Here is a 21,768-nt window from a genome sequence, read left to right on the forward strand (position 1 = left end):
ATCCTCCCAATGTGTCTCACCAGAAACTGGCAGAGCGAATGGAAGGATGAAAGCCCTTTATCGAAGGAAACTTACCGCATTTAGCGCTCAGTCACTCAGACATTCGTCGTGCTGTCTCGACATACCAGTCCAGAACATGTGGGTTCGCCATGGCATCCCGCGTTAGCACTTTAGATGCGTCCTGACCGAGGAAAATCTTCTTCAGCGGCACTTCCTGCTTCTTACCGGACAGCGTGCGCGGAACTTCAGGTGCCACGATAATCTCATCGGGCACGAAGCGCGGTGATAGATTGGACCGAATATTGGCGTTAATCGCGGATTTCAGGTCGTCACTCAGATCTGATCCGTCCCGAAGGACAACGAACAAAAGCAAACGGCTTTCCTGCCCCAGATACTCCAGATCAAGAACCAGTGAGTCCACCACGTCAGGCAATGCCTCAACAGCCGAGTAGATTTCGCTCGTGCCCATGCGAACGCCATGACGGTTGATGGTCGAGTCCGAGCGGCCATAAATGATACAGCTTCCATCAGGCTGGATTTTCAGCCAGTCGCCATGACACCAGATGCCCGGATACTTTTCGAAATAGCTCGTGCGGTAGCGTTCCCCGTCATCATCGCCCCAGAAGCGCAGCGGCATGCCTGGCGACGGACGTACACAGACGAGTTCACCCACCTGATCACTCACCGGCTGACCATCATCATTCCACGCCTCGACAGCCATGCCGAGCTGGCGACATTGCATCTGTCCCGGCACGACCGGCAGTTCGCGGTTGCCCGTGCAGAAGCATCCACCAAGATCAGTGCCGCCAGATATATTGCACCACCAGATGTCGGGCGTTCCAATCGCCGCGAATTGGTCTGTGCCCCAGATTTGAGTGGATTCCGGCAGAGGCGATCCGGTACTTCCAAGCGCGCGAACTGACGAGAGATCACCGCAGGTCGAAAGGTCCACGCCGTCTTTCTCGCAGCTGACATAGAATGCTGCGCCGGACCCGAAGAAGGTCACCTTGTGGCGGGCAGCAAAGCGCCAGAGCGTCGTCCAGTCCGTTGCGCCTTTCGGGCCGTTCGGTGCGCCATTGAACAGGCAAATCGTTGAACCCGCGATGAGGCCTGAGAACTGCGCATTCCACATCACCCAGCCTGTCGATGTGAACCAATGAAACCGCTCATTCAGGCTATTCTCAGCATAGCTCGGGCCGAGATCCATATGCATGAGATTGACGAAGGAGGTGATGAGCGTGCCGCCAAGCCCCTGTACAATCGGCTTCGGCTTTCCAGTTGTGCCGCTGGAATACAAAATCCAGATCGGATGATCGAACGGCACCTTCACCGGCTCGAAACCGGCAACGCCGCTATCGTCTCGCGCGACAGCGTCTTCAAAGCTCTCACAGTTTGGCACCGATACGGTCGCATAAGGCGTCTGAACCAACAGCGTCGCCTGAACGCTTGGCAGCTCGGCCAGCAGATCGATGACGGTCTGCCCCCGATCCATCGGTTTGCCAGCATAATGGACGCCATCGGCGGCGATCAGCACTTTCGGCTCAATCTGGGCGAACCGGTCGATCACCGCGCGAACGCCCATATCCAGCGCACATAGGCTCCAGACCGCCCCCACACTTGCGCACGCCAGAAACGCGATCATGGTTTCCGGTCCGTTCGGCAGATAGGCGGCGACACGGTCACCTGGCTCTATGCCAAGGTCTTTGAGTTTGAGCGCAAGCGATATGGCCTTCCGGCGTAGCTCCGGCCAGCTGACTTCGGTCACTTCACCTAATTCATTCTCGCAAATGATAGCAGGCTGACCCGCAGCATGCGCCGCACCCACATGTTTAAAGACGTGATCGGTGAGATTTACGTGTGCGCCTTTAAACCACTCGCCGCCCGGCATTTTATCCGTGCACAGCACGCCCTCATAAGGCGTCGGCGACTGCATGCCGCTATAATCCCAGATGCTCTGCCAGAACGCATCGACGTCCGTGACAGACCAGCTGCGAAGCGCCTCATAGTCAGCGAATTCCAGTCCGCGCTCTGATTTTAGCCAGTCGCGATAGAGCGCGATTTGTGGTCGAAACGGTGCTTTGCTCACGAGTAGTCCTATTCAGGCTTCCAGTCAGGATATCTGGACTTCATGTCCTCAAAACCTGCGGTTATCAGCTCTCTCAACACATCGAGATCAATATCGGCGAGCTTGTTGATGTAGAGACACGACTTACCGATCTTATACTTCCCGATGCGGTCCAGAATGGCAGAGTGGTCGGTGTATCCTGGCATGATATAGATCACCTGGTTCGCCTTCCGTGGGCTGAACCCGGTCATCATGAACTCGCCTTCACGGCCACTCTCATATTTGTAGTGGTATCTGCCATAGCCGATGATGCTCGGTCCCCACATACGCGGCACAAGTTGTGTCACGTCCGCAAAGAGATCGAGGAGCAGTTTTGCATCGGCGCGACGCACATCGTGTTCGACAGTGCTAATAAAGCTTTCCGGCGAAACATTCGTCGCTTTGGTTTTATTTTCCGCTTTCGCCATGTTTTACGTCCTGTCCAAGGCGCGTGATCAGGCTGGACGTATCCCAGCGATTACCACCCATATCCTGAACGTCAGCGTAGAACTGGTCGACGAGTGCAGCAACAGGAAGCTTCGAGCCGTTCGCGCGGGCTTCTTCCAGAGCAATGCGCAGATCCTTGCGCATCCAGTCAATCGCAAAGCCATAGTTGAACTTGCCATTCACCATGGTTTCCCAGCGATTTTCCATTTGCCAGCTTTGCGCTGCGCCTTTGGAGATCGCGTCAATAACCTTAGCCGGATCAAGACCTGCGTTCTGTGCAAAAGCGAGCCCTTCCGACAGGCCCTGCACAATGCCCGCGATACAAATCTGGTTCACCATTTTGGCCTGTTGGCCAGCTCCCGGCCCACCGATATGCGTCATCTGCTTCGCGTAAGCGTCCATGATTGGCGCGGCTGCGGCGAAGGCCTCATCAGAACCGCCGCACATAATCGTCAGCTGACCGTTTTCCGCACCGGCCTGTCCACCGGACACAGGCGCATCAACGAACATAGCCCCCTCACCGAGCGCGCGATCATAAAGTGACCGGGCCAGATGTGCGCTTGCTGTCGTGTGATCAACCAGAACCATGCCTTCTCGCGCGGCAGGAATGACTTCCTCATAGACGACCATCACATCCGGATCATCGCCGAGGCAGCTAAATAAAAAGTCAGACGCGGCAACGGCCTCAGCCGGAGTGCTTGCCTTCGCACAGCCATAGGTCTCAACCCAGGCGTCCGATTTTGCTTCCGTCCGGTTCCAGACAATGACCTCATGGCCAGCTTTCAAAAGGTGCCCCGCCATCGGCGCACCCATGACACCAAGACCAAGAAAACTGCATTTCGCCATGAGACCGGTCTCCTATTTCAGGTCGGGAATTGAGTGAGACGTGTAATTGCCACGGAAGAAGCCGAGCGCGTCGCCATCGCGAGAGTTGAAGCCGATCACGTCGCCGAAGATGACAACGTGGTCGCCGGCTTTTTGTCGCCAGCTCGTCCGGCACACAAACTGGGCCAGCGCGCCTGTATAGACCGGCACACCGTTGGAATCGCGCGCAAGCTGCTCGCCTTTAAGTTCGGCTTCTACATAGCGTGCAAAATGAGTGGAGACCTCTGCATCGCTCGCTGGCAGCACGTTTACCGAGAACAATTCTGACTCGGTAAACAGGTTGTAGCGATCAGACTGGCTATCGATGGACCAGAGGATGATGGGCGGGTGCAGCGACACACTTGAGAAACTATTTACTGTAATCGCTCTTGGTTTGCCGTTCGCGTCGTCAGTAGCGACGAGACAAACTCCCGTTCCAAAACAACCCAGTGCATCGCGATAAGCGCGCGAATCGAAACCGGATTGGTTGGATTTTTCAATGTTCATGCACTCGGCCTTAACTATGCGGTGTTACGGGTATACCCAAAGAAGAGAGACATGACACACCATGGCCGGCAATCAACCGATCGTCATTAAAAAGGTCAAGAAGGTTTCAGGCGGCGGCCACCATGGCGGCGCCTGGAAAGTGGCTTATGCTGACTTCGTGACGGCTATGATGGCCTTCTTCCTTCTCATGTGGCTCATCAATACGACCAGTCCAGAGCAGAAACGCGGTATCGCGGATTATTTTGCGCCTGCAGCGGTTTCGTCTTCGACTTCAGGCACAGGTGGTGTCCTCGGTGGCACCGCGATTTCGACGGAAGGCTCCCGCTCTCAGGGCTCTCGCTCTATCATCGAGCAGCTTTCTCCTGAAACGCCGCGAACTGTGTCTCGTGAAGTTCAGCAGATTCGCGATCCGAGCCAGGCGATCAACCGCATCAATATGGATGTCTCCGAATCAGCCATCAACGCTGCGATGGCGATCCGTGAGCGCGCCGAGTTTGATCGCGCCGAGCAATCACTGCGTCAGGCGATCGAGAATTTGCCGGAGCTGGCAGAACTTTCGCGTCATCTGATTGTCGATCAGACACCTGAAGGCATGCGTATCCAGCTTGTCGATCAGGAAGGTCGATCCATGTTCGATCCGGGCTCTTCGGAACCGAACGCCCGTGCCCGCCGCCTTCTTGAGGCTGTCGGCAGCATTGTCGAACGCCTTCCAAACCGGATTTCCATCTCCGGGCACACCGATAGCCGCGCGAGCGACAATCAGGAGTACTCGAACTGGGAACTCTCATCTGATCGCGCCAATGCGGCCCGCCGCATTCTCGCTCAGAACGGCGTTGTGCCTGATCGAATTGCACGCGTTAGCGGTCGCGCAGGCTCAGAACCACTTTATCCGGACGATCCTGACTTGCCAGGAAACCGCAGGATAAGCATAGTCCTGCTTCGGGAAGCACCTGTACTTCCGCCAGATCATGGTCTCTGATCCTCAGAGGCCATTTTCGTCTGGGCCCTGTTGATGTGGAGTGAATATGATCGCGGACCTCTCAGCCAATTGGCCGATGTATGTCAGCGTAATCATCGTGGTGCTGGCGATCGTGTTTTACATGCGCGACACCATGCCGATGGAGCTCATTTCCGTCGGAATTATCGCTGCTCTTCTTCTTCTCTTTTATATTGTCGACCACACGACACCAGGTTCTGAATCGGTATCGACAGAAGCGCTGCTCGCGGGGTTCGGCAATCCCGCGCTGATAACCATCATGGCCTTGTTGGTGGTCGGTCAGGGCTTATTCCAGACCGGCGCGCTGGACGGCCCGTCCCGACTGATGATGTCATCTTACTCTGCCCGACCGATGATCACGCTTGTCGGCGCGTTTGCAGCTGTGTTTGCGACATCAGCTTTCATCAATAACACGCCGGTCGTGGTGATGTTTCTGCCAATCATGGCTGCATTCGCAGAGAAGATGAAAGTCTCCCCGTCAAAGCTGATGCAGCCCCTGAGCTTTGCATCCGTCTTCGCCGGTATGACGACACTCATTGGTACGTCCACCAACCTTCTGGCCGCTGACATTTACGAAGAAAAAGCAGGTGTCTCGCTCGGCTTCTTTGAACTCGCACCGATCGGTCTCATTCTGGCGGGCGCTGGCTTTGTCTATATGATCGTCGCCTCGCGTTTCCTGCTGCCGAGTCGAGAGGGCATGGAAGCTAATCTGGTCAACCGCTCAGGCCGCCAGTTCATCGCGCAGATTGCAATTTCGGACGGCAATCCTCTTGTGGGCCAGAAAGCTGTCGCGGGCATGTTCCCCGACCTGGAAGGCATGACGGTCCGCATGATTCAACGCGGCGAAGGCTCCTTCCTGCCACCGTTCGAAGACGTCTCACTCCAGTCTGGCGACCTCATCATCGTTGCAGCGACCCGCAAGACGCTGACAGACACCCTCTCCTCACAGCCGGAATTGCTCCGCCAGATGTGGCAGTCGCGCGAAGGCGCAGACAGCGACGGTATGGACGAAGATGGCGGCACACCGCGTCTGATGCTTGTTGAGGCTGTCGTGGCCCCTGGCTCACGCATGATTGGCCGTGCAATCGAACAACTGGGTTTCCGCCGCCTGACCAATACGCTTGTTCTGGGTGTTCAGCGCCGGTCCCGTATGATGCGGGCACGCCTTGGTGAAATCCGTCTTGAAGCCGGCGACACACTGCTACTGTGTGGCTCGTCATCATCCTTCAGAGAGTTACGCGCAAGCCGCGACCTTCTGCTTCTGGAATGGTCTCAGGTCGAGTTGCCCGCAACCGAAAAAAGCCATTATGCGCGCTGGATCACGCTTGGCGTTGTCGTGCTCGCAGCTTCCGGCCTTTTGAATATCCTGCACGCATCTGTCATTGGTGCTGTTGCAATGATCCTGACGGGCTGTCTCAACATTCGTCAGGCGACACGTTCACTGGACCTTCGTATCTTCACGCTGATTGCTGCCGCGATCGCCATGGGTACAGCGCTTGAAAATACCGGTGCGGCGCTCGCGCTTGCGCAGGGAGTCGTCAACTTTATAGAGCCGTTTGGCACGGTGGCAGTACTTTCGGTGCTCTTCCTTGTCGTGGCCGTACTGACGAACGTTTTGAGCAACTCTGCCACGGCCGTCCTGTTCACACCTATCGCAATTCAGGCCGCCAATCTGCTCGGCGTTGACCCGAAACCCTTCGTGCTAGCGGTCATCTATGCAGCGAACTGCTGTTTCGCGACTCCGATTGCCTACCAGACCAACCTTCTGGTTATGGGGCCGGGCCACTACAAGTTCCTGGACTATCTGCGCTTTGGCGGGCCGCTGGTTATCGTGCTCTGGCTGGTATTTACGTTCGTAGCACCTTTGCGCTTCGACCTTTGAATGTCATAGTGATCGCCTATGAAGATAAGTGAATCACCTGCACTGAAAGGCCTTGGTCAGAGACGCGTCCGGTTCTACATCACGAACCCGGCTCCCTGCCCCTATCTGGAAGGCCAGACCGAGCGGAAAGTCTTCACCAATCTCGCCGTGGAAGACGCGCAATCTCTGCATGATGCGCTGTCTCATGGTGGCTTCCGTCGCTCGCAGTCGATTGCCTATCGTCCGGCCTGCGCAAGCTGCAAAGCCTGCATGGCGGCGCGCGTGCCTGTCAGCGAGTTCAAATTCACCAAACGCTGGCGCCGTGTCCTCAATAAGAACAAAGAGCTTGTGCGCACGGCGGTCCGTCCGTCTGCATCGCGCGAACAGTATCGTCTGCTGAAAACCTATCTGGACAGCCGTCACGCCGATGGCGGCATGGCGGGTATGGAGCTGCGTGACTATGTTTCCATGGTCGAAGGCTCACCCGTTCCGACTGTAATTTTTGAATACCGCGCAGGCGATGCCGATGATGCGCCGCTTATGGCTGCTGCCCTGGTAGACGTGCTGAAGGATGGCCTCTCAATGGTCTATTCCTTCTTTGATCCGTCGCTCACTGATCGCGGAATGGGCAATTTCATGATCCTCGACCAGATCCGCTATGCGCAGGAGCTCGGACTGGATTATGTGTATCTCGGCTATTGGGTCGAGGGCAGCCCGAAAATGGACTACAAAGCCGCCTTCCGGCCGATTGAGGTGCTGGACGCTGAAGAGTGGCGTAGACTAGAAGACGAGTAAGCGTCTCACGGGCATGAGATGGGATAAGGCCGCCAGACCGGCCGGGGAGGAAATATGATCAACCGACGCAATCTGATCGGTGCTGGCCTTCTTGGCGCAGGCGGCGCAGCTGCGGCTTTTGCCAACCCTGAAACGGCAGCAAACCTCGCCGCGCCAGCGATTTCACGCAACCGCCGTCGCCTCAACATGGTGACAACCTGGCCGAAAGGTCTTCCGGGACTTGGCGAAGCGGCTGAGCGTGTTGCCTCCCGCATTCAGGAAGTGTCTGAAGGCCTGATCGAGGTAAATGTCTATGCCGCGGGCGAGTTCGTGCCTGCGTTTGAGGCTTTCGACGCAGTCGCGAACGGCTCTGCCGACATGTATCACGGCGCCGAGTATTACTGGACGTCCAAATCCACCGCCTTCCCGTTCTTCACCACGGTTCCGTTCGGCATGACCGCGCAGGAGTTGATGGGCTGGATCGATTTTGGCGGCGGTCAGGAACTCTGGGATGAGCTCTCCGGCCAGTTCGGCATTAAGTGCATTCAGGCAACCAATACCGGTCACCAGATGGGCGGCTGGTTCCGCCGCGAGATCAACAGCCTTGACGATCTGGTCGGCCTGAAAATGCGCATTCCGGGACAAGGCGGCGACGTACTTCGCGCCCTAGGCGGCTCTGCGATTGCGCTTCCGGGCGGCGAAATCTATCAGGCACTCCAGACCGGCAATATCGACGCGACCGAGTGGGTTGGCCCGTGGAATGACTATTCCCTCGGTTTCTATCGTGAGGCCCCATATTATTACGGACCGGGCTTCCATGAGCCGGGCGCATCTCTCGCTGTCGGCATCAACCGGAATGTCTGGGACAGCTTCACCGAGGGTGAACAGCGCCTTATCCAGTCTGTCTGCGAGAGTGTGAACCACACTTCGCTTGGTGAATTCACCTTCCAGAACTCCGTCTATCTGGACGTGCTGCGCAATGAGCATAACGTTCAACTGCGCTCCTTCCCTGATGATGTCGTTGCCGCCATGTGGGAAGCTGCAGCCGATGTCCGCGCTGCCTCAGGTCGCGACGGTGTCGAAAAGCGGATCTATGAGAGTTTTGAAGAGAACCTGCGCCGTATGCGCAATTGGGCGAACATTTCTGACGGCCCTTACTATCGCGCCCGTGAACTCGGCGCGCAGGCCGCTCGCGGATAGCGGGGACTTCACAGATGGACCCACAACTCTTCCTCACGCTAGGCGGATGGCTGAAATGGGCTGGCTTCATATGCTTGCCGCTCTTCATCATCCCGCTAATCACGCTCATCCTGCCGGACCTGACGGAAGGCCTGTCCAAAGGCCTAGTCAGCATCATTGAAAAGATCACAGACATCGCGCTGGTGATCTCAATTGCCGCCAGCATTCTGCTGCTCTTCTTCCAGCTGACATCGGTCATTGCCGCCTACGCGTTCGGCCTTTCATGGACCTGGCTGACAGAGCTCGTCATCTACGCATTCGCAACCATGTTTATGGTCGGCGCGGCCGTTGCCCTTCGCGATAACGCCCATGTGCGCGTGGATATTCTTCGTCCGAAATTCGGCTCCAAAGGCATGGACTGGATCGAGCTTGCAGGGCTTTACCTCCTGCTCTTCCCGATCTGCATCCGTATTCTGGAGACAGGCGAGCAAGGCCTCACGCGCACCTGGGCGATCTTTGAAGGCTCCCGCGAAAGCGATGGCCTGCCCATTATGTTCGTCTTCAAAACGCTTGTGCCGCTATTTGCCGTGCTGATGTTGTCTCAGGGCCTTGCTGAGGCGCTCAAAGCCTCGCTCCGCCTGACAGGAAGAATGCCGGATATCGACCACACCCAATCCGGTGGAGGCGAATATGGAGCTTGAGATCATTCTTGCTGTAGGCATGTTCCTCGCAGCGATTGGCGCACTTCTGCTCGGCTATCCTGTTGCGCTGACGCTTGGCGGCATCGCGCTCATCTTCGCCCTCGTCGGCATTGGCCTTGGCGTGTTTCCAGAGCCTCACCTCCTTGCCCTGCCGAGCCGTATTATGGGCGGCTCCATCATGCAGAACGAAACGCTGGTCGCGGTGCCTCTCTTCATTCTGATGGGCGTCATTCTGGAACGGTCCAAAGTCGCTGAAGACCTGCTTCACATCGCCTCTCGCCTGCTGGGCAAGGTGCGCGGCGGCCTCGGCTATGCGGTCATTCTGGTTGGTGCGTTGCTGGCGGCATCTACGGGCATTGTTGGCGCGACCGTGATCACCATGACGCTGATCGCCCTGCCGACCATGCTGCGCCAGAACTATGATCCTCGCCTTGCGACCGGCACGATTGCCGCCTCGGGAACGCTTGGCCAGATCATCCCGCCATCTATCGTTTTGATCCTGCTCGCAGACGCAGTCTCCAACTCGGCGTCACAAGCAGCAAGCCAGATGGGCACCGGCACGGCATTCGTTGTCTCCGTAGGCGACCTCTTTGCAGGCGCGCTTCTTCCGGGCTTCCTGCTCGTCAGCCTCTATCTGCTCTATGTCTTCCTGACGTCGATCTTCCGTCCGAGTGCCTGCCCGCCTATCGAACAGGATGACAGCCCGCCGCTCACAGCGAAAGAAATCATCTTTGGCCTTGGTGCGCCGCTGTTTCTGATTATCGCCGTTCTCGGCGCAATCCTCGCAGGCATTGCCCCGCCAACACAGGCGGCCAGCATCGGCGCGGCGGGTGCGATTATGCTCGCCGGGCTTCGCCTCTCCGATAATAAGGATGCAGGCCTGCCCCGTGTCATCGTCGCAGCCTTTATCTCCATCGTTGTGATCATCGTCCTGAAAAACGTGCTCGATCTGCGCATGGGCGTCGAGCATATCAGCGCGGTCAATATGGCCGGCATGATCATCACTTTCCTTGCAGCACTCGTCTTCGTCGCGGGCGTGTTTGCAGGCGGCCTTGTGCTGCACCATCACAATCAGCTTCTGCCAGCGCTGAAAAGCGCGGTTGAGATCACCTCCATGGTGTTCCTCATCCTGATTGGCGCGAGCCTGTTTAGCCTTGTTTTCCGCGGTTTTGGCGGCGACGAGTTGGTGCATGAACTTCTGAGCGCTGTTCCGGGTGGCAAATGGGGCGCGCTGATTATCGCCATGCTGGTGATGTTCATTCTGGGCTTCTTCCTAGACTTCATCGAGATTGTCTTTGTCGTCGTACCATTGGTCACGCCATCTTTGATTATCGCCGGTTTCGACCCTGTCTGGCTTGCCATCATCATGGCGCTGAACCTGCAGACGAGCTTCCTCACGCCGCCATTCGGCTTTGCCCTCTTCTATCTGCGCGGAGCAGCCCCTGACAACGTGAAGACGATGGAAATCTGGCGCGGCGCGCTGCCATTTATCGGCTTGCAGCTTCTCATGATCATCGCTGTGATCGCCATTCCGGCGCTCGCGACATGGCTTCCGAGCCTCACGCAATAGGAGGCCATCATGGCGGGATTTGATAGAGACCAATTCGTTGCGGACTGTATCAACGCCCGTTCCGAGAATGACTCCATGGGCGCGGTCCGCGAGGTGCTGACACGCGCAATCTCAGATCCGTCTGTCGTCCTGCGTGGCATGGGCGAGCCAACACAGGCAGGCATGGATATTCTCCATCGCTCGCCTACCCTGACCATCTTCGCCGCGACCTGGACACCGCGCATGAACTTGCTTCCGCACGATCATGACATGTGGGCGCTGATCGGGATCTATACCGGCCGCGAAGACAACATCTTCTGGAAAGAAACTGAAAACGGCCTGCAGGCACGCGGCGCCAACTGCCTGTTCGAAGGCGATGTGGCGACGCTCGGGCGGGATGCGATACATTCCGTGACGAACCCGCTCCTGCGCTTCACCGGCGGCATCCATATTTATGGCGGCGACTATTTTGATGCCCATCGCCATCAATGGGATCCGGAAACTCTGAAAAAAGAGCCGACCAATGGCGACCGTGTCCGCGCCATGTTTGCTGCGGAGAATGAGCGGTTGAAGGTTCAATAACTGTTGGCTAGTTCGACTGCGCCCATCGTCTAGCCTTTAGCTCATCACACTTTTTGTGACCGGCTAACCCGTTAAAAACTCGGAACTTCCCGTCCTGCCCATGTGTTTGAAAGGCATACCCCAAACACAGACAGGACAATTATGACCGAACTGAAAACCGTAAACCCCGCAACTGGCGAAACACTCAACACCTACCCGCTGATGAGCGATACAGAGGTCGCTGAAGCGGTAAAGCAGTGTCACGAAGCCTATCTGGACTGGCGCCTCACCTCGTATGAGGACCGCGCGAAAATCATCAACAAAGTCGCTGAAGTTCTGCGCGACCGCAAAGACGAGTTCGCCGAGCTGATGACGAAGGAAACCGGCAAGCTACTGTCTGGTAGTAAGCAGGAAATCGACCTGTGCGCTGGTATTTGTGAATACACCGCCAAAAACGGCCCGTCTGAACTGGCGGACGAGACCCGCGACCACCCGAATGGCGAGCGTGCCACCGTCACCTATTCCCCGATCGGCGTGGTCTATGGCATCCAGCCTTGGAACTTCCCGTGCTATCAGGCCATCCGCTATTCCATCGCCAATCTCATGGCGGGCAATGGCGTCCTGCTGAAGCACGCCGAAGCCTGCACAGGTAGCGGCCTGATGCTGCGTGAAGTATTCGAGGCAGCAGGCCTGCCGAAACACCTCTTCACTGTGCTGCTGATCGACCATGATCAATCAGACGATGTGATCGAAAACGATCTGGTACGCGGCGTTACCCTCACCGGCTCAGATAAAGCCGGTAAAATCGTCGCCAAAAAAGCTGGCGAGATGCTGAAGAAAACCGTGCTCGAGCTTGGCTCTAATGATGCCTTCCTCGTACTCGACGATGCAGACCTCGACCTTGCCGTCAAAACATCCGTCACGGCCCGCATCTTTAATAACGGCCAGACCTGTGTGAACGGCAAACGCTTCATCGTGACTGAGAAGAACTATGATGCCTTCGTGGAGAAATACACCGAAGCGATGAAAGGCATTCACCTTGGTGACCCGATGGTGAAGGACACGCAGCTTGGCCCTATGTCACGCTCAGAGCTCCGTGATGACCTGCACGAGCAAGTGAAGGAGAGTGTCGAGAAAGGCGCGAAAATCCTATGCGGCGGTGAAATCCCAGACATGCAGGGCGCTTGGTATCCGGCGACTGTTCTGGTGGACGTAAAGCCCGGCCAGCCTGCCTATGATGATGAGCTGTTTGGCCCCGTCGCGTCAGTCATCAAAGCCAAAGATGACGAAGACGCGATGCGCATTGCCAATGACAGCCGCTACGGCCTTGGCGGCGGCATCTTCTCCACGAATGTGGAGCGTGCCGAGAAGCTTGCGAAGACGTATTTTGACACCGGCATGGTGGTCATCAATGGCTATGACATTGCCGCGCCGAACCTGCCATTTGGCGGCGTGAAGAATTCAGGCTTTGGCCGCGAACATGGCGGCTTCGGCATGAAGGAATTCGTCAACGCGAAAGCCGTGTCTGTGCTCGCCGCATAGTCCAGCACCACTTCCCAAAACAAAAAGCCCGCCATCCCGGCGGGCTTTTTTATTTTATTTCTGCAGCCTTGAGCGCGCTCTAAGTGAAACTTTGTTTCACGAGAACACCTCTTGAAGACAGCCTTGAGCACGACCCATCGCGAAAGTGGCGAAAGCCACGAAGCGGGCGGTCAAAACAAATCAACTCTAGAACTTCACGTCTGGTACGACAGAGAGCTGTTCGCGGACTTCGTCGCCAAGGTCGTAGAACTCTTCCGGCTCGAAACCGAACATGCTCGCAAACACAGCCGCAGGGAATGTCTCACGCGCTGTGTTGTACTGCTGAACAGCAGAGTTGTAGAAGCGGCGCGCCGCAGCGAGCTTGTCTTCAATTGTGGAGAGCTCTTTCTGCAGTTCCAGGAAGTTCGTGTTCGCTTTGAGGTCCGGATAGGCCTCAGCGAGTGCAAACATCTTACCCAGCGCCGCAGAAAGCATGCCCTCAGCCGCAGCCGATTCAGCCGGCGAGCCTGCAGCAATCGCAGAGTTACGCGCAGAGATTACTGCATCCAGCGTCTCACGCTCATGGCTGGCATAGCCCTTCACCGTCTCCACGAGGTTCGGGATAAGGTTGCGACGTTGCTTCAGCTGAACGTCTACATCGGCAAAGGCCTGACGGCATTGCTGGCGCTTGGCCACAAGGCCGTTATAGATGCCGATCACAATGACGGCGAGAAGGGCAATAATGCCCAGAATTACGTATAAACCAGTCATGAAAACTGACTCCCCACTTAGTAGAGCGAAAGATTACTGAGAACCGCAGGAAGCGGCAAGCATCCAGCTCATTTCTCTGACGATTTACACAAGCTCGCTACCCCCGATTTGGGGGATTTCAGGCGGCACATACTCGCCTCACCCAATACTCAGCGTTTCACTGAGCCAGTCGCGGTACTCGCTAAGCGCCGTTTCATCGCGTCGGCAGTAAGACCATTTCTGGTATCGCTGCACAGTGATGAAGCCTGCCCGTTTGAGAATATCGATGTGACGGCTGACAGTCGGCTGGGCGAGTTTCAGCTTTTCAGCGATGAGATTGATGCAGACACCAAAGGCTTCGGGATCAGCCGTTTCCTGATGAGAAAATTGCTGTTTCGCATCGCGTAGCAGGCGCAGGATTTCCATCCGCACCTCGCTGCTCATCGCCTTGATCTGATCTTCACGCCTTGACATATCCATATTCATATAGAAGTTTTGCTATATGTCAATTTATGAGGATGACCATGCTTACACTCGACCAGCGCTATCCGTTTCGCGGATACGAAATCGCGTGGGGATCGCTTGGCAGCGGCCCGCCCCTTGTGCTGGTGCATGGCTTTCCATGGTCGTCCCAGTGCTGGCGGAAACTCGCGCCATGGCTCGCGAAATCGCATCAGGTATTTGTGTTCGATATGCTGGGCACGGGGCAGTCAGATAAGCCAGCTGATACGCGCCTTGATGAATCCGCACAGTCGGATTTGCTGGTGGAGCTGCTCGCTCATTGGCAGCTTGAGCGCCCCCGCGTGATCGCACACGACTTTGGCGGGCTGGCCGCCCTTCGCGCGCACTTCATTCACGGTCTGGAGTATCGCTCTCTGCACCTGATTGATGCCGTCGCGCTCTTGCCGTCCGGATCACCGTTTTACCGGCACGTCGCCGCGCATGAAGAGGCCTTTGCAGGCTTACCCGACTACGCACATGAGGCGCTGTTCCGAGCCTATATCCAGAACGCCGCACATTTGCCGTTGAGCGAGGAGATCTCTGATATCTATCTTCGCCCCTATTCCGGCGAAACGGGCAGACCCGCCTTTTATCGCCAGATCGCCCATGCCTCGAATGACAATATTGCTGCCCTGGAGCCCCTTTATGCCAAGCCCGACTTTCCGGTGCACATTATCTGGGGCGAGGAAGACAGCTTTATCCCGATCGAGCGCGGAAGACGGCTGGCCGACCTTCTTCAGGCAGACAGTTTTACACCCATATCCGGCGCAGCCCATCTGATACAGGAAGACGCGCCGGAGGCTCTCCTCGGCGCGATCCTGACATCACTCTGATGCATATGTGCCGTCGACTTGATGCGCTGACTTCATCCGCCAGCCGCATTGCCCCCTACAGGTCTGACTGCAGCTCACCCGGCATGTTCAAAACACACCGTGCATGCCATACAGCTGAATACATACGATCAATTTTACTCGTTCGACTCAAAACAAGACCTCAGGAAATAACGTTTGCACCAGTTTTCTTTAAGTCTCTTTCCGCTTTTTATATTACTCTTAGCTGGCTGCGGAGCTTCTGCTCCGGAAGACGACACGCTGCACTCAGTCTCTTACCTCGGTCAAACGCCTCCAGGTATGACACCTGAGCGGTTTGCGCCAGGCGAAGTCTCAACTGACAATCTTGAGATTGAAGGGGTTTTTACGCCTGAGATGAACGAATTCTATTTCGTCCGGCAGGTACTGGGCGTCGAACCCAGAATCTATCGTTACCGATTGGAAGATAACGTCTGGCTGGAAGAAGAATTCTCCGAACGCATAGGAGAGCTGTTCATTTCTGTGGACGGCCAGAGCATGTTTCTTGGGAACCAGTATCGCGAGCGAACGGATTCTGGATGGTCTGAGCCGCAAAGTCTGGGGCCTTTGTTCGAAGGATATCCGATCATGCGCCTCACGGCATCCGCGAACGAAACCTATGTTTTCGACGAGCGCGAAGAATATGGAATTCTTCGATATTCTCAGCGAATTGACGGCGTACATCAAGCCCCGGAGCCTTTCGGACCGGAGATCAACTCAGGCAGGCTTACGGCCCACCCCTTTATCGCACCGGATGAGAGCTATCTGATTTGGGACAGCGAACGCGACGGCGGATATGGCGAGTCAGATTTGTATATCAGTTTCCGTAAGAGCGACGGGTTCTGGGGCCCAGCAATAAACATGGGGCCTGAAGTCAACACAGAAGGCGATGATACCTATGGAACCATCACGCCAGATGGAAAGTACTTCTTCTTTCAAAGGATCGATCTGGACGTGCCCGAGGCGAACATTTTCTGGATGGACGCTCAGTTCATAGAGGACTTGAGGACCAGCCAATAGATCAGCCCATGACTATCCATCCGCATCAGATTAAAACATCACGCCTTACGCTTACTTAGCGCTGATTTCGGATGTCTGTTCCAGTTCAGATTTGAGTGCAGAGAGTTTGTCGACAGCCCCGGCAGCCATTGGTCCGATCCAACGCTCATGAATCGCCTTGATCGGCATCGGATTGAGATGATTCCAGCGCACGCGTCCCCGCTTTACGGAGATAATGAGATCGGCGGTCTCCAGCACACGCATATGCTGCATGACGGTCGTCCTGTCTATCTGGCTGAACCTTTCGGCCAACTCTCCCGTCGTCATAGGGTTATCACGCAGAGCATCCATGATCTGACGCCGCACCGGTGCAGCCAGTGCCTTGAAAACTTTATCCTCATACGCTTCGCTTGACATGTTATATTTTTATAACATTATGAGATGAAGGTCAACCAATTCCGGCACGAAAGCTGGTCAGGATGGAGTGGGTCATGGATCTGAAATTCGAAGTCAGCGCGCGCATCAACAAACCGGTTGAAGAGGTGTTCGAAGCCGTGGTGAACCCAGAAAACCTGTCTCAATTCTTCACCACGGGCGGCGCGAAGGGCCGGATTGAAAAGGGCTCTACCGTAATGTGGTCATTTCATGATTGCCCAGGCGAGTTTCCGGTAGAGGTCGACGAAGTCCAACCAAACCGCCTCATCACCATGAGATGGGATGCCTATGAGCCCGGCCCCGGAACGCCGGACTATAAAACCACGTTCAAGATGGCCTTCGAACCGACAGAAGATGGCCGCACGCTCGTGACCATTTCGGAATGGGGCTGGCCGAATACCGCTTCCGGACTTCAGGGGTCATACGGAAACTGCATGGGCTGGACGCAGATGCTCTGCGCCCTGAAAGCCTGGAAGGAACACGGCATCAATCTGCGTGAAGGCATGTTCCAATAAGCCAACTCCGACATTAACCGTCGAACTTACCGCTGCGCGGGAAGCCACGCATCACCATGCGCCCTGCCCCTGCCCGTCGGCCGATCCAGTCCTGCCAATCCGGGAAGGTCCGCTGACGGCCAGAAGCCTCTGTCACGACGAAGCCGTCCGCTTCGCTGAACACCATCGCATCGAGCAGGCCGCCATCCTTATAGGATTGCAGCTTCACGCCCTTACCGCGCGGCATTTCAGGCAATTCAATGACGTCAAAGATCAGAAGCTTACGGTTATCACCAATCACGGCGACCTTATCACCCACAGCGACCTTGGAGATGAAGAGCGGGCTGTCAGTCGACGTTGTCACCACCTGCTTACCCGCCTTACGCGCAGAGACCAGATCAGCCTCTGGACAGATAAAGCCATAGCCGGCCTTGGAGGCCATAAAGCGCTTACCTTCAGGGTTGAGGCGGAACATATCCGTGATGGAATGTTCGTCCTCCAGATCAATCTGGAAGCGGATAGGCTCGCCTGCGCCGCGCCCGCCCGGCAGCTTGTCACCGCCCAGCGTGAAGGCCCGCCCGTCTGACGACATGAGGATGAGCTTGTCGGTGGTTTCCATCTGACAACTCAGCGCCAGCCCGTCGCCATCCTTGAACTTCACCTTATCGAGATCGTTATTGTGGCCCTTCAGCGCGCGGATCCAGCCCTGCTCTGAGAGGACAACCGTAATCGGCTCACGCACGATCAGCGCTTCAGCGATCATATCGCCCACATCAGCGGCTGGCGCTTCACCGAAGAGAGACCGGCGACGGCCAAGCTCTGTTTCCGGATCGAACACTTTGCGCGCTTCGTTCAGCCCCTTGGCGACCTCTTTCCACTGCTTGGCAGGGCTTTTGATCAGGGCTTCCAGCTTGTCGCGCTTTTTCTCAAGCTCAGCATGCTCGCCGCGGATTTCCATCTCTTCCAGCTTGCGAAGAGAGCGCAGACGCATGTTCAGAATAGCTTCGGCCTGATTTTCCGTCAGGTTGAAGGCGGCCATCAGCTCGGATTTCGGATGGTCTTCCTCGCGGATGATGCGGATCACCTCATCAAGGTTCAGGAAGGCAACCAGATACCCTTCCAGCACCTCAAGACGGGCGAGCGTCTTATCCAGCTGGTGCTGGGCAATGCGCACAACCACTTCCTGACGGTGGGAAAGATACGCCATCAGAACCTCTTTCAGGTTCATCACTTTCGGCGCGCCCTTATCCAGCACGTTCAGGTTCATGGAGAAACGGCTTTCCAGATCGGAGAGCTTATAGAGGCTCTCCATCAGCATATCCGGGTCAACCGTCTTGGATTTCGGCTCCAGCACGAGGCGGATGTCTTCGGCGCTCTCATCGCGCACATCGCCAAGCAGAGGCACTTTCTTCGCATCGATCAGCTCAGCCAGGCGCTCGATCAGCTTACCTTTCTGAACCTGATATGGGATCTCGGTGACGACGATCTGCCAGGTACCACGGCCAAGGTCTTCCTTTTCCCATTTCGCACGGATGCGGAAGCCGCCACGGCCCGTCGCATAGGCCTCGCGAATGGTCTCCTTGCTCTCGACCAGCGTGCCGCCCGTCGGGAAGTCCGGGCCCGGCATCACTTCCAGAAGCTCGTCCAGCTCGGCGTTTTTATTGTCGACAAGGATCAGGCAGGCATCGATCAGCTCGGCTGCATTATGCGGTGGAATGCTGGTCGCCATGCCCACGGCGATACCCGTCGCGCCGTTGGCCAACAGGTTCGGATAGGCCGCCGGCAGAACAACTGGCTCTGAGTCTTGTTCGTCATAGGTGTCGCGAAAATCGACAGCGTTCTCGTCCAGCCCGTCCAGCAGCAGCTTGGCCGCTGCCGTCATCCTGCTTTCGGTGTAACGCATGGCCGCCGCGCTATCGCCGTCAATATTGCCAAAATTGCCCTGACCGTCGACCAGCGGATAGCGAACCGAGAAGCTCTGCGCCAGACGCACCAGCGTGTCGTAAATCGCGCTATCACCGTGCGGGTGATAGTTACCCATCACCTCACCGACGATTTTCGCACACTTACGATAGCTTGCGTCCGGGTTCAGCTTCAGCTCGCGCATCGCATACAGAATGCGGCGCTGAACCGGTTTCAGACCGTCGCGCACATCCGGCAGCGCCCGGCTGGTAATGGTGGACAGAGCATAAGCCAGATAGCGCCGCGACAGCGCTTCGTTCATGCTCTCATCGATGATGTTCTCTTCGCCAGAATCCATCAGGTCAGACATTGGGAAACTCCTTGACCCGCTACTCTATATGAGTCGGCGGCAATGTCGTGTGGATAAGCTAGGATTGGTGGGGATATCGGTTTGCGAAATAAGCACGTAGAGAACATTGCACAACTCCACCGAAGCTTGCTGAGGCAACAATTCCTTCTATAAGTAGCGTTCAAATTAGTGGGGATAAACGTTGGCTACTTGGATAGAAGAATTTCACGGAGCAACTCCCGGTACGTCGAAGAGTCGTAAAAACGCAGATTCGCGGTGGTGTCCTTTCGTCGATACTAAATGCAAGAAAACCCGTTCAGGCGGCGCATGTGCGCTTAAGTCCGCGACTGAAGAGCCCGTTATTATCTGTCCCAACAGGCTCTACGGTGACAGGTTCAAGGTTATCGCAGAAGTCGCGCAAGAATGCTTCGGCGCGGCGTCTGAGACTGTATCGCCCGATGAAATGGCTAGCCGTTTCGCCGCTGGAACTATGACCGGAAACGAAATCATGGTCTACGGACAAGGTTTCGCGGAAGAGATCAGCATTGCGTCGCCGTCGCCGGAAGGGCGTCGCGGGTCCTTTAAAGTCGATTATATCCTAGCAAAACCATCGTCCGAAGACCTCAGCCCGGTCGCTATCGTTGCTATCGAGGTCCAGAGTATCGACACAACGAACAGCTATAAAGACACGTCGAACACCTTCTACGCCACGCCGCCCGAAGTGCCGATAGTCCCTTCCGCACATCCGACGACAGCGGGCTTCAATTGGGAAAACGTCAACAAGCGTATTCTTCCGCAGGTGATCTATAAGGGCCATGCCCTACGCCGCGAACGTTTGGCGACACACGGATTGTTTTTCATCCTACCAGACGCCGTATTTCAACGCATTCTTACACGCCTAGGCGGGAAGCTCTCAGCATATCCGCAGGGGTTAGGTACCGTGACGTTCAAGACCTATAAGCTTGGCGACGAAGATGCAGAGGGGACACGCCCGCTAGAGTTCGTGCAGCGCTTTACGACGACCGTAGACCAGCTAGCCTATGCATTCGTGTCGCCGCAAAACCTACCGCCGGAAGGCGCCTATGAAAACCTACTGATTCAGAAGGCGGCTAAGCTAACTAAGCGCTAAGGGAAATAGGTTCGCTAGGAATCTCTTCGCCCGATTCAATCGCTATAATCGTTTCGGCAATCTTCCGGCCTAACAGAGGCGGTACAGCGTTACCGACTTGCACGTACTGTTCAGTCCTAGATCCTGAGAACTCGAACCAGTCAGGGAATGATTGGAAGCGCGCGGCTTCGCGAACGCTGATAGAGCGGTCTTGCTCCGGGTGGATATAAGCGCCCCAATGGATATCGCATTTTGTGAGGATGGTCGAAGACAGCCCTTCCCAACGAAGACGCCCGTAGCGCTTTGTATGGTCTGAACGCTTGGCCCGTTTCATACCTTTCGGAAGAAGGTCGAACGGGATATCGCGCCACGAACCGCCTTGTGGAATATGCTCTAAGCGCTGCATGTTGATTTCGCCTAGGCGTGGCGCGCCGTGGTTCGTGACGCCCTTAGAACCTTCTCGTACATATTTCTGGAAGTCGCCTTTAGCACGGCTTCCATACTTGCCGCCTTCGTATGTACCGCCGTTCTCAAGCTCTGGAAGGTCGCCGATAGCGTCTCTGACAGTGACGAAGGGTAACAGGCCGGGACCATGCGTAGGCATAGGCCAGTGAACAGGAAGACCTAGGCGATTACCTACAAAGAGAATGCGGCGGCGTTCCTGTGGGATACCATATTCTTCGGCTTTCAGGGTTTTAGCTTCGACACGATAACCTAGGTCCTCGAGCCCTTTTATAATCGCTTGTATAGCCGCCCCGTTCCCGGCTGATTGCATGCCGGTTACGTTCTCAAGGACTACCCATTTCGGGTTTAACCCTTCCACTATCCGTAGGTATTCAAGGTACAACGAAGAACGTTCATCGTGTAAGCCGCGTTGGTGGTTATAGACTGAAAAGCCTTGGCATGGTGGCCCGCCGATAAGAACGTCTAATTCGCTCTTTTTCAGACCCGCAGCCGATAGGAATTGTTTCGCTGACAGGTTCTCGATAGGACCGCTCAAGAAGCGCGCTTCCGGATGCATCCGGTCAAAGGTTTTACCCGCCGCTTCGTCAATGTCGTTACCTGCTAAGACCGAGTAGCCAACTTGGCGGAATCCTTCCGAAAGTCCGCCCGCACCGCAAAACAAATCGATAACAGATTTAGACATGAGCCGCATCCCAAATGATCACTATTTGTTCTCATTGCACAAACTAAATCGCAAATCAATATCCACTTAGAGTAGAAATTTATTGCAACTCGATCCCCAGAAGAGGTATTGTTCACGCTATCCGATTCCTATCTCTAAAAAACCTCTATCGTAGATTTTGTCGACGTGAT

At 55.9% G+C, this 21,768-nt stretch carries 21 protein-coding genes; 12 read left to right on the plus strand and 9 right to left on the minus strand.

All coding sequences use genetic code 11. The features are described from left to right. Window positions 1-91: 91 nt before the first annotated feature. Genes G523_RS0113995 through G523_RS0114010 form a run of 4 tightly spaced genes read right to left on the minus strand, consistent with a single transcriptional unit; the run spans window position 92 to window position 3,922 of the window. Window positions 92-2,086, minus strand: a complete 1,995-nt coding sequence (locus G523_RS0113995) for an acetoacetate--CoA ligase (RefSeq protein ID WP_022695689.1) — start codon at window positions 2,084-2,086, stop codon at window positions 92-94. An 8-nt stretch (window positions 2,087-2,094) separates the two neighbouring features. After that, window positions 2,095-2,532 carry a DUF1801 domain-containing protein gene (locus tag G523_RS0114000; protein ID WP_022695690.1) on the minus strand — a complete coding sequence of 146 codons (438 nt, stop codon included), beginning with the start codon at window positions 2,530-2,532 and terminating at the stop codon, window positions 2,095-2,097. Beyond that, the gene (locus G523_RS0114005) at window positions 2,513-3,397 is read right to left on the minus strand and encodes an NAD(P)-dependent oxidoreductase (RefSeq protein ID WP_022695691.1); all 885 of its coding nucleotides are present in this window, start codon (window positions 3,395-3,397) and stop codon (window positions 2,513-2,515) included. The genes G523_RS0114000 and G523_RS0114005 overlap by 20 nt, the downstream gene beginning before the upstream one ends. Window positions 3,398-3,409: 12 nt before the next feature. Next, window positions 3,410-3,922, minus strand: coding sequence for a flavin reductase family protein (locus G523_RS0114010; RefSeq protein ID WP_022695692.1), 513 nt, complete (start codon window positions 3,920-3,922; stop codon window positions 3,410-3,412). A gap of 61 nt (window positions 3,923-3,983) precedes the next feature. On the opposite strand from G523_RS0114010, the gene G523_RS0114015 reads away from it, so the two are divergent. The 8 genes from G523_RS0114015 to G523_RS0114050 all read left to right on the plus strand — a co-directional run bounded on the left by G523_RS0114015 (window position 3,984) and on the right by G523_RS0114050 (window position 13,086). After that, a complete protein-coding gene (locus G523_RS0114015; protein ID WP_022695693.1) occupies window positions 3,984-4,901 on the plus strand; it encodes a flagellar motor protein MotB in 918 nt (305 codons plus the stop codon). Between the two features lie 46 nt (window positions 4,902-4,947). Continuing rightward, complete coding sequence (locus G523_RS0114020; protein ID WP_022695694.1) at window positions 4,948-6,801, plus strand: SLC13 family permease; 1,854 nt, start codon at window positions 4,948-4,950, stop codon at window positions 6,799-6,801. A gap of 18 nt (window positions 6,802-6,819) precedes the next feature. Next, window positions 6,820-7,575, plus strand: coding sequence for an arginyltransferase (locus tag G523_RS0114025; protein ID WP_022695695.1), 756 nt, complete (start codon window positions 6,820-6,822; stop codon window positions 7,573-7,575). Window positions 7,576-7,629: 54 nt separating this feature from the next. Further along, entirely contained in the window at window positions 7,630-8,754 is a 1,125-nt protein-coding gene (locus tag G523_RS0114030) for a TRAP transporter substrate-binding protein (protein ID WP_022695696.1), read from the plus strand. Window positions 8,755-8,768: 14 nt separating this feature from the next. Continuing rightward, entirely contained in the window at window positions 8,769-9,434 is a 666-nt protein-coding gene (locus tag G523_RS0114035; RefSeq protein WP_022695697.1) for a TRAP transporter small permease subunit, read from the plus strand. After that, entirely contained in the window at window positions 9,424-11,004 is a 1,581-nt protein-coding gene (locus G523_RS0114040) for a TRAP transporter large permease (RefSeq protein WP_022695698.1), read from the plus strand. The genes G523_RS0114035 and G523_RS0114040 overlap by 11 nt, the downstream gene beginning before the upstream one ends. A 9-nt stretch (window positions 11,005-11,013) precedes the next feature. Continuing rightward, complete coding sequence (locus G523_RS0114045; RefSeq protein ID WP_022695699.1) at window positions 11,014-11,565, plus strand: hypothetical protein; 552 nt, start codon at window positions 11,014-11,016, stop codon at window positions 11,563-11,565. A gap of 141 nt (window positions 11,566-11,706) precedes the next feature. Further along, a complete protein-coding gene (locus tag G523_RS0114050) occupies window positions 11,707-13,086 on the plus strand; it encodes an NAD-dependent succinate-semialdehyde dehydrogenase (RefSeq protein ID WP_022695700.1) in 1,380 nt (459 codons plus the stop codon). Window positions 13,087-13,272: 186 nt separating this feature from the next. Here the strand turns inward: G523_RS0114050 and G523_RS0114055 are convergent, their stop codons facing one another. Together G523_RS0114055 and G523_RS0114060 are read right to left on the minus strand one after the other, a co-directional pair. After that, window positions 13,273-13,836, minus strand: coding sequence for a LemA family protein (locus tag G523_RS0114055; RefSeq protein WP_022695701.1), 564 nt, complete (start codon window positions 13,834-13,836; stop codon window positions 13,273-13,275). 138 nt (window positions 13,837-13,974) lie between these two features. Continuing rightward, the gene (locus G523_RS0114060) at window positions 13,975-14,289 is read right to left on the minus strand and encodes an ArsR/SmtB family transcription factor (protein ID WP_051134870.1); all 315 of its coding nucleotides are present in this window, start codon (window positions 14,287-14,289) and stop codon (window positions 13,975-13,977) included. 50 nt (window positions 14,290-14,339) lie between these two features. Between G523_RS0114060 and G523_RS0114065 the strand changes: the two genes are divergently transcribed. Both G523_RS0114065 and G523_RS0114070 read left to right on the plus strand, forming a co-directional pair. Next, entirely contained in the window at window positions 14,340-15,149 is an 810-nt protein-coding gene (locus tag G523_RS0114065) for an alpha/beta fold hydrolase (protein WP_022695703.1), read from the plus strand. Window positions 15,150-15,446: 297 nt separating this feature from the next. Continuing rightward, the gene (locus G523_RS0114070) at window positions 15,447-16,184 is read left to right on the plus strand and encodes a PD40 domain-containing protein (RefSeq protein ID WP_155802772.1); all 738 of its coding nucleotides are present in this window, start codon (window positions 15,447-15,449) and stop codon (window positions 16,182-16,184) included. A gap of 51 nt (window positions 16,185-16,235) precedes the next feature. Here G523_RS0114070 and G523_RS0114075 read toward each other — a convergent pair whose 3' ends face one another. After that, window positions 16,236-16,580 carry an ArsR/SmtB family transcription factor gene (locus G523_RS0114075; RefSeq protein WP_022695705.1) on the minus strand — a complete coding sequence of 115 codons (345 nt, stop codon included), beginning with the start codon at window positions 16,578-16,580 and terminating at the stop codon, window positions 16,236-16,238. A gap of 74 nt (window positions 16,581-16,654) precedes the next feature. Here G523_RS0114075 and G523_RS0114080 point away from each other — a divergent pair, with 74 nt between their 5' ends. Beyond that, complete coding sequence (locus G523_RS0114080) at window positions 16,655-17,113, plus strand: SRPBCC family protein (protein WP_022695706.1); 459 nt, start codon at window positions 16,655-16,657, stop codon at window positions 17,111-17,113. A gap of 13 nt (window positions 17,114-17,126) precedes the next feature. Here G523_RS0114080 and parC read toward each other — a convergent pair whose 3' ends face one another. After that, window positions 17,127-19,364 (minus strand): DNA topoisomerase IV subunit A, encoded by a 2,238-nt coding sequence (parC, locus tag G523_RS0114085; protein ID WP_022695707.1) that lies wholly within the window; start codon window positions 19,362-19,364, stop codon window positions 17,127-17,129. Window positions 19,365-19,545: 181 nt separating this feature from the next. Between parC and G523_RS0114090 the strand changes: the two genes are divergently transcribed. Further along, the gene (locus G523_RS0114090; RefSeq protein WP_022695708.1) at window positions 19,546-20,472 is read left to right on the plus strand and encodes a NotI family restriction endonuclease; all 927 of its coding nucleotides are present in this window, start codon (window positions 19,546-19,548) and stop codon (window positions 20,470-20,472) included. On the opposite strand, the gene G523_RS0114095 is transcribed toward G523_RS0114090, so the two are convergent. Then, a complete protein-coding gene (locus G523_RS0114095) occupies window positions 20,462-21,598 on the minus strand; it encodes a DNA cytosine methyltransferase (RefSeq protein WP_051134871.1) in 1,137 nt (378 codons plus the stop codon). The two genes, G523_RS0114090 and G523_RS0114095, sit on opposite strands and share 11 nt — an antisense overlap. Window positions 21,599-21,768 lie beyond the last annotated feature (170 nt).

Source organism: Ponticaulis koreensis DSM 19734, from assembly GCF_000420665.1.
In the GTDB taxonomy this organism is placed as follows: Bacteria; Pseudomonadota; Alphaproteobacteria; order Caulobacterales; family Hyphomonadaceae; genus Ponticaulis; species Ponticaulis koreensis.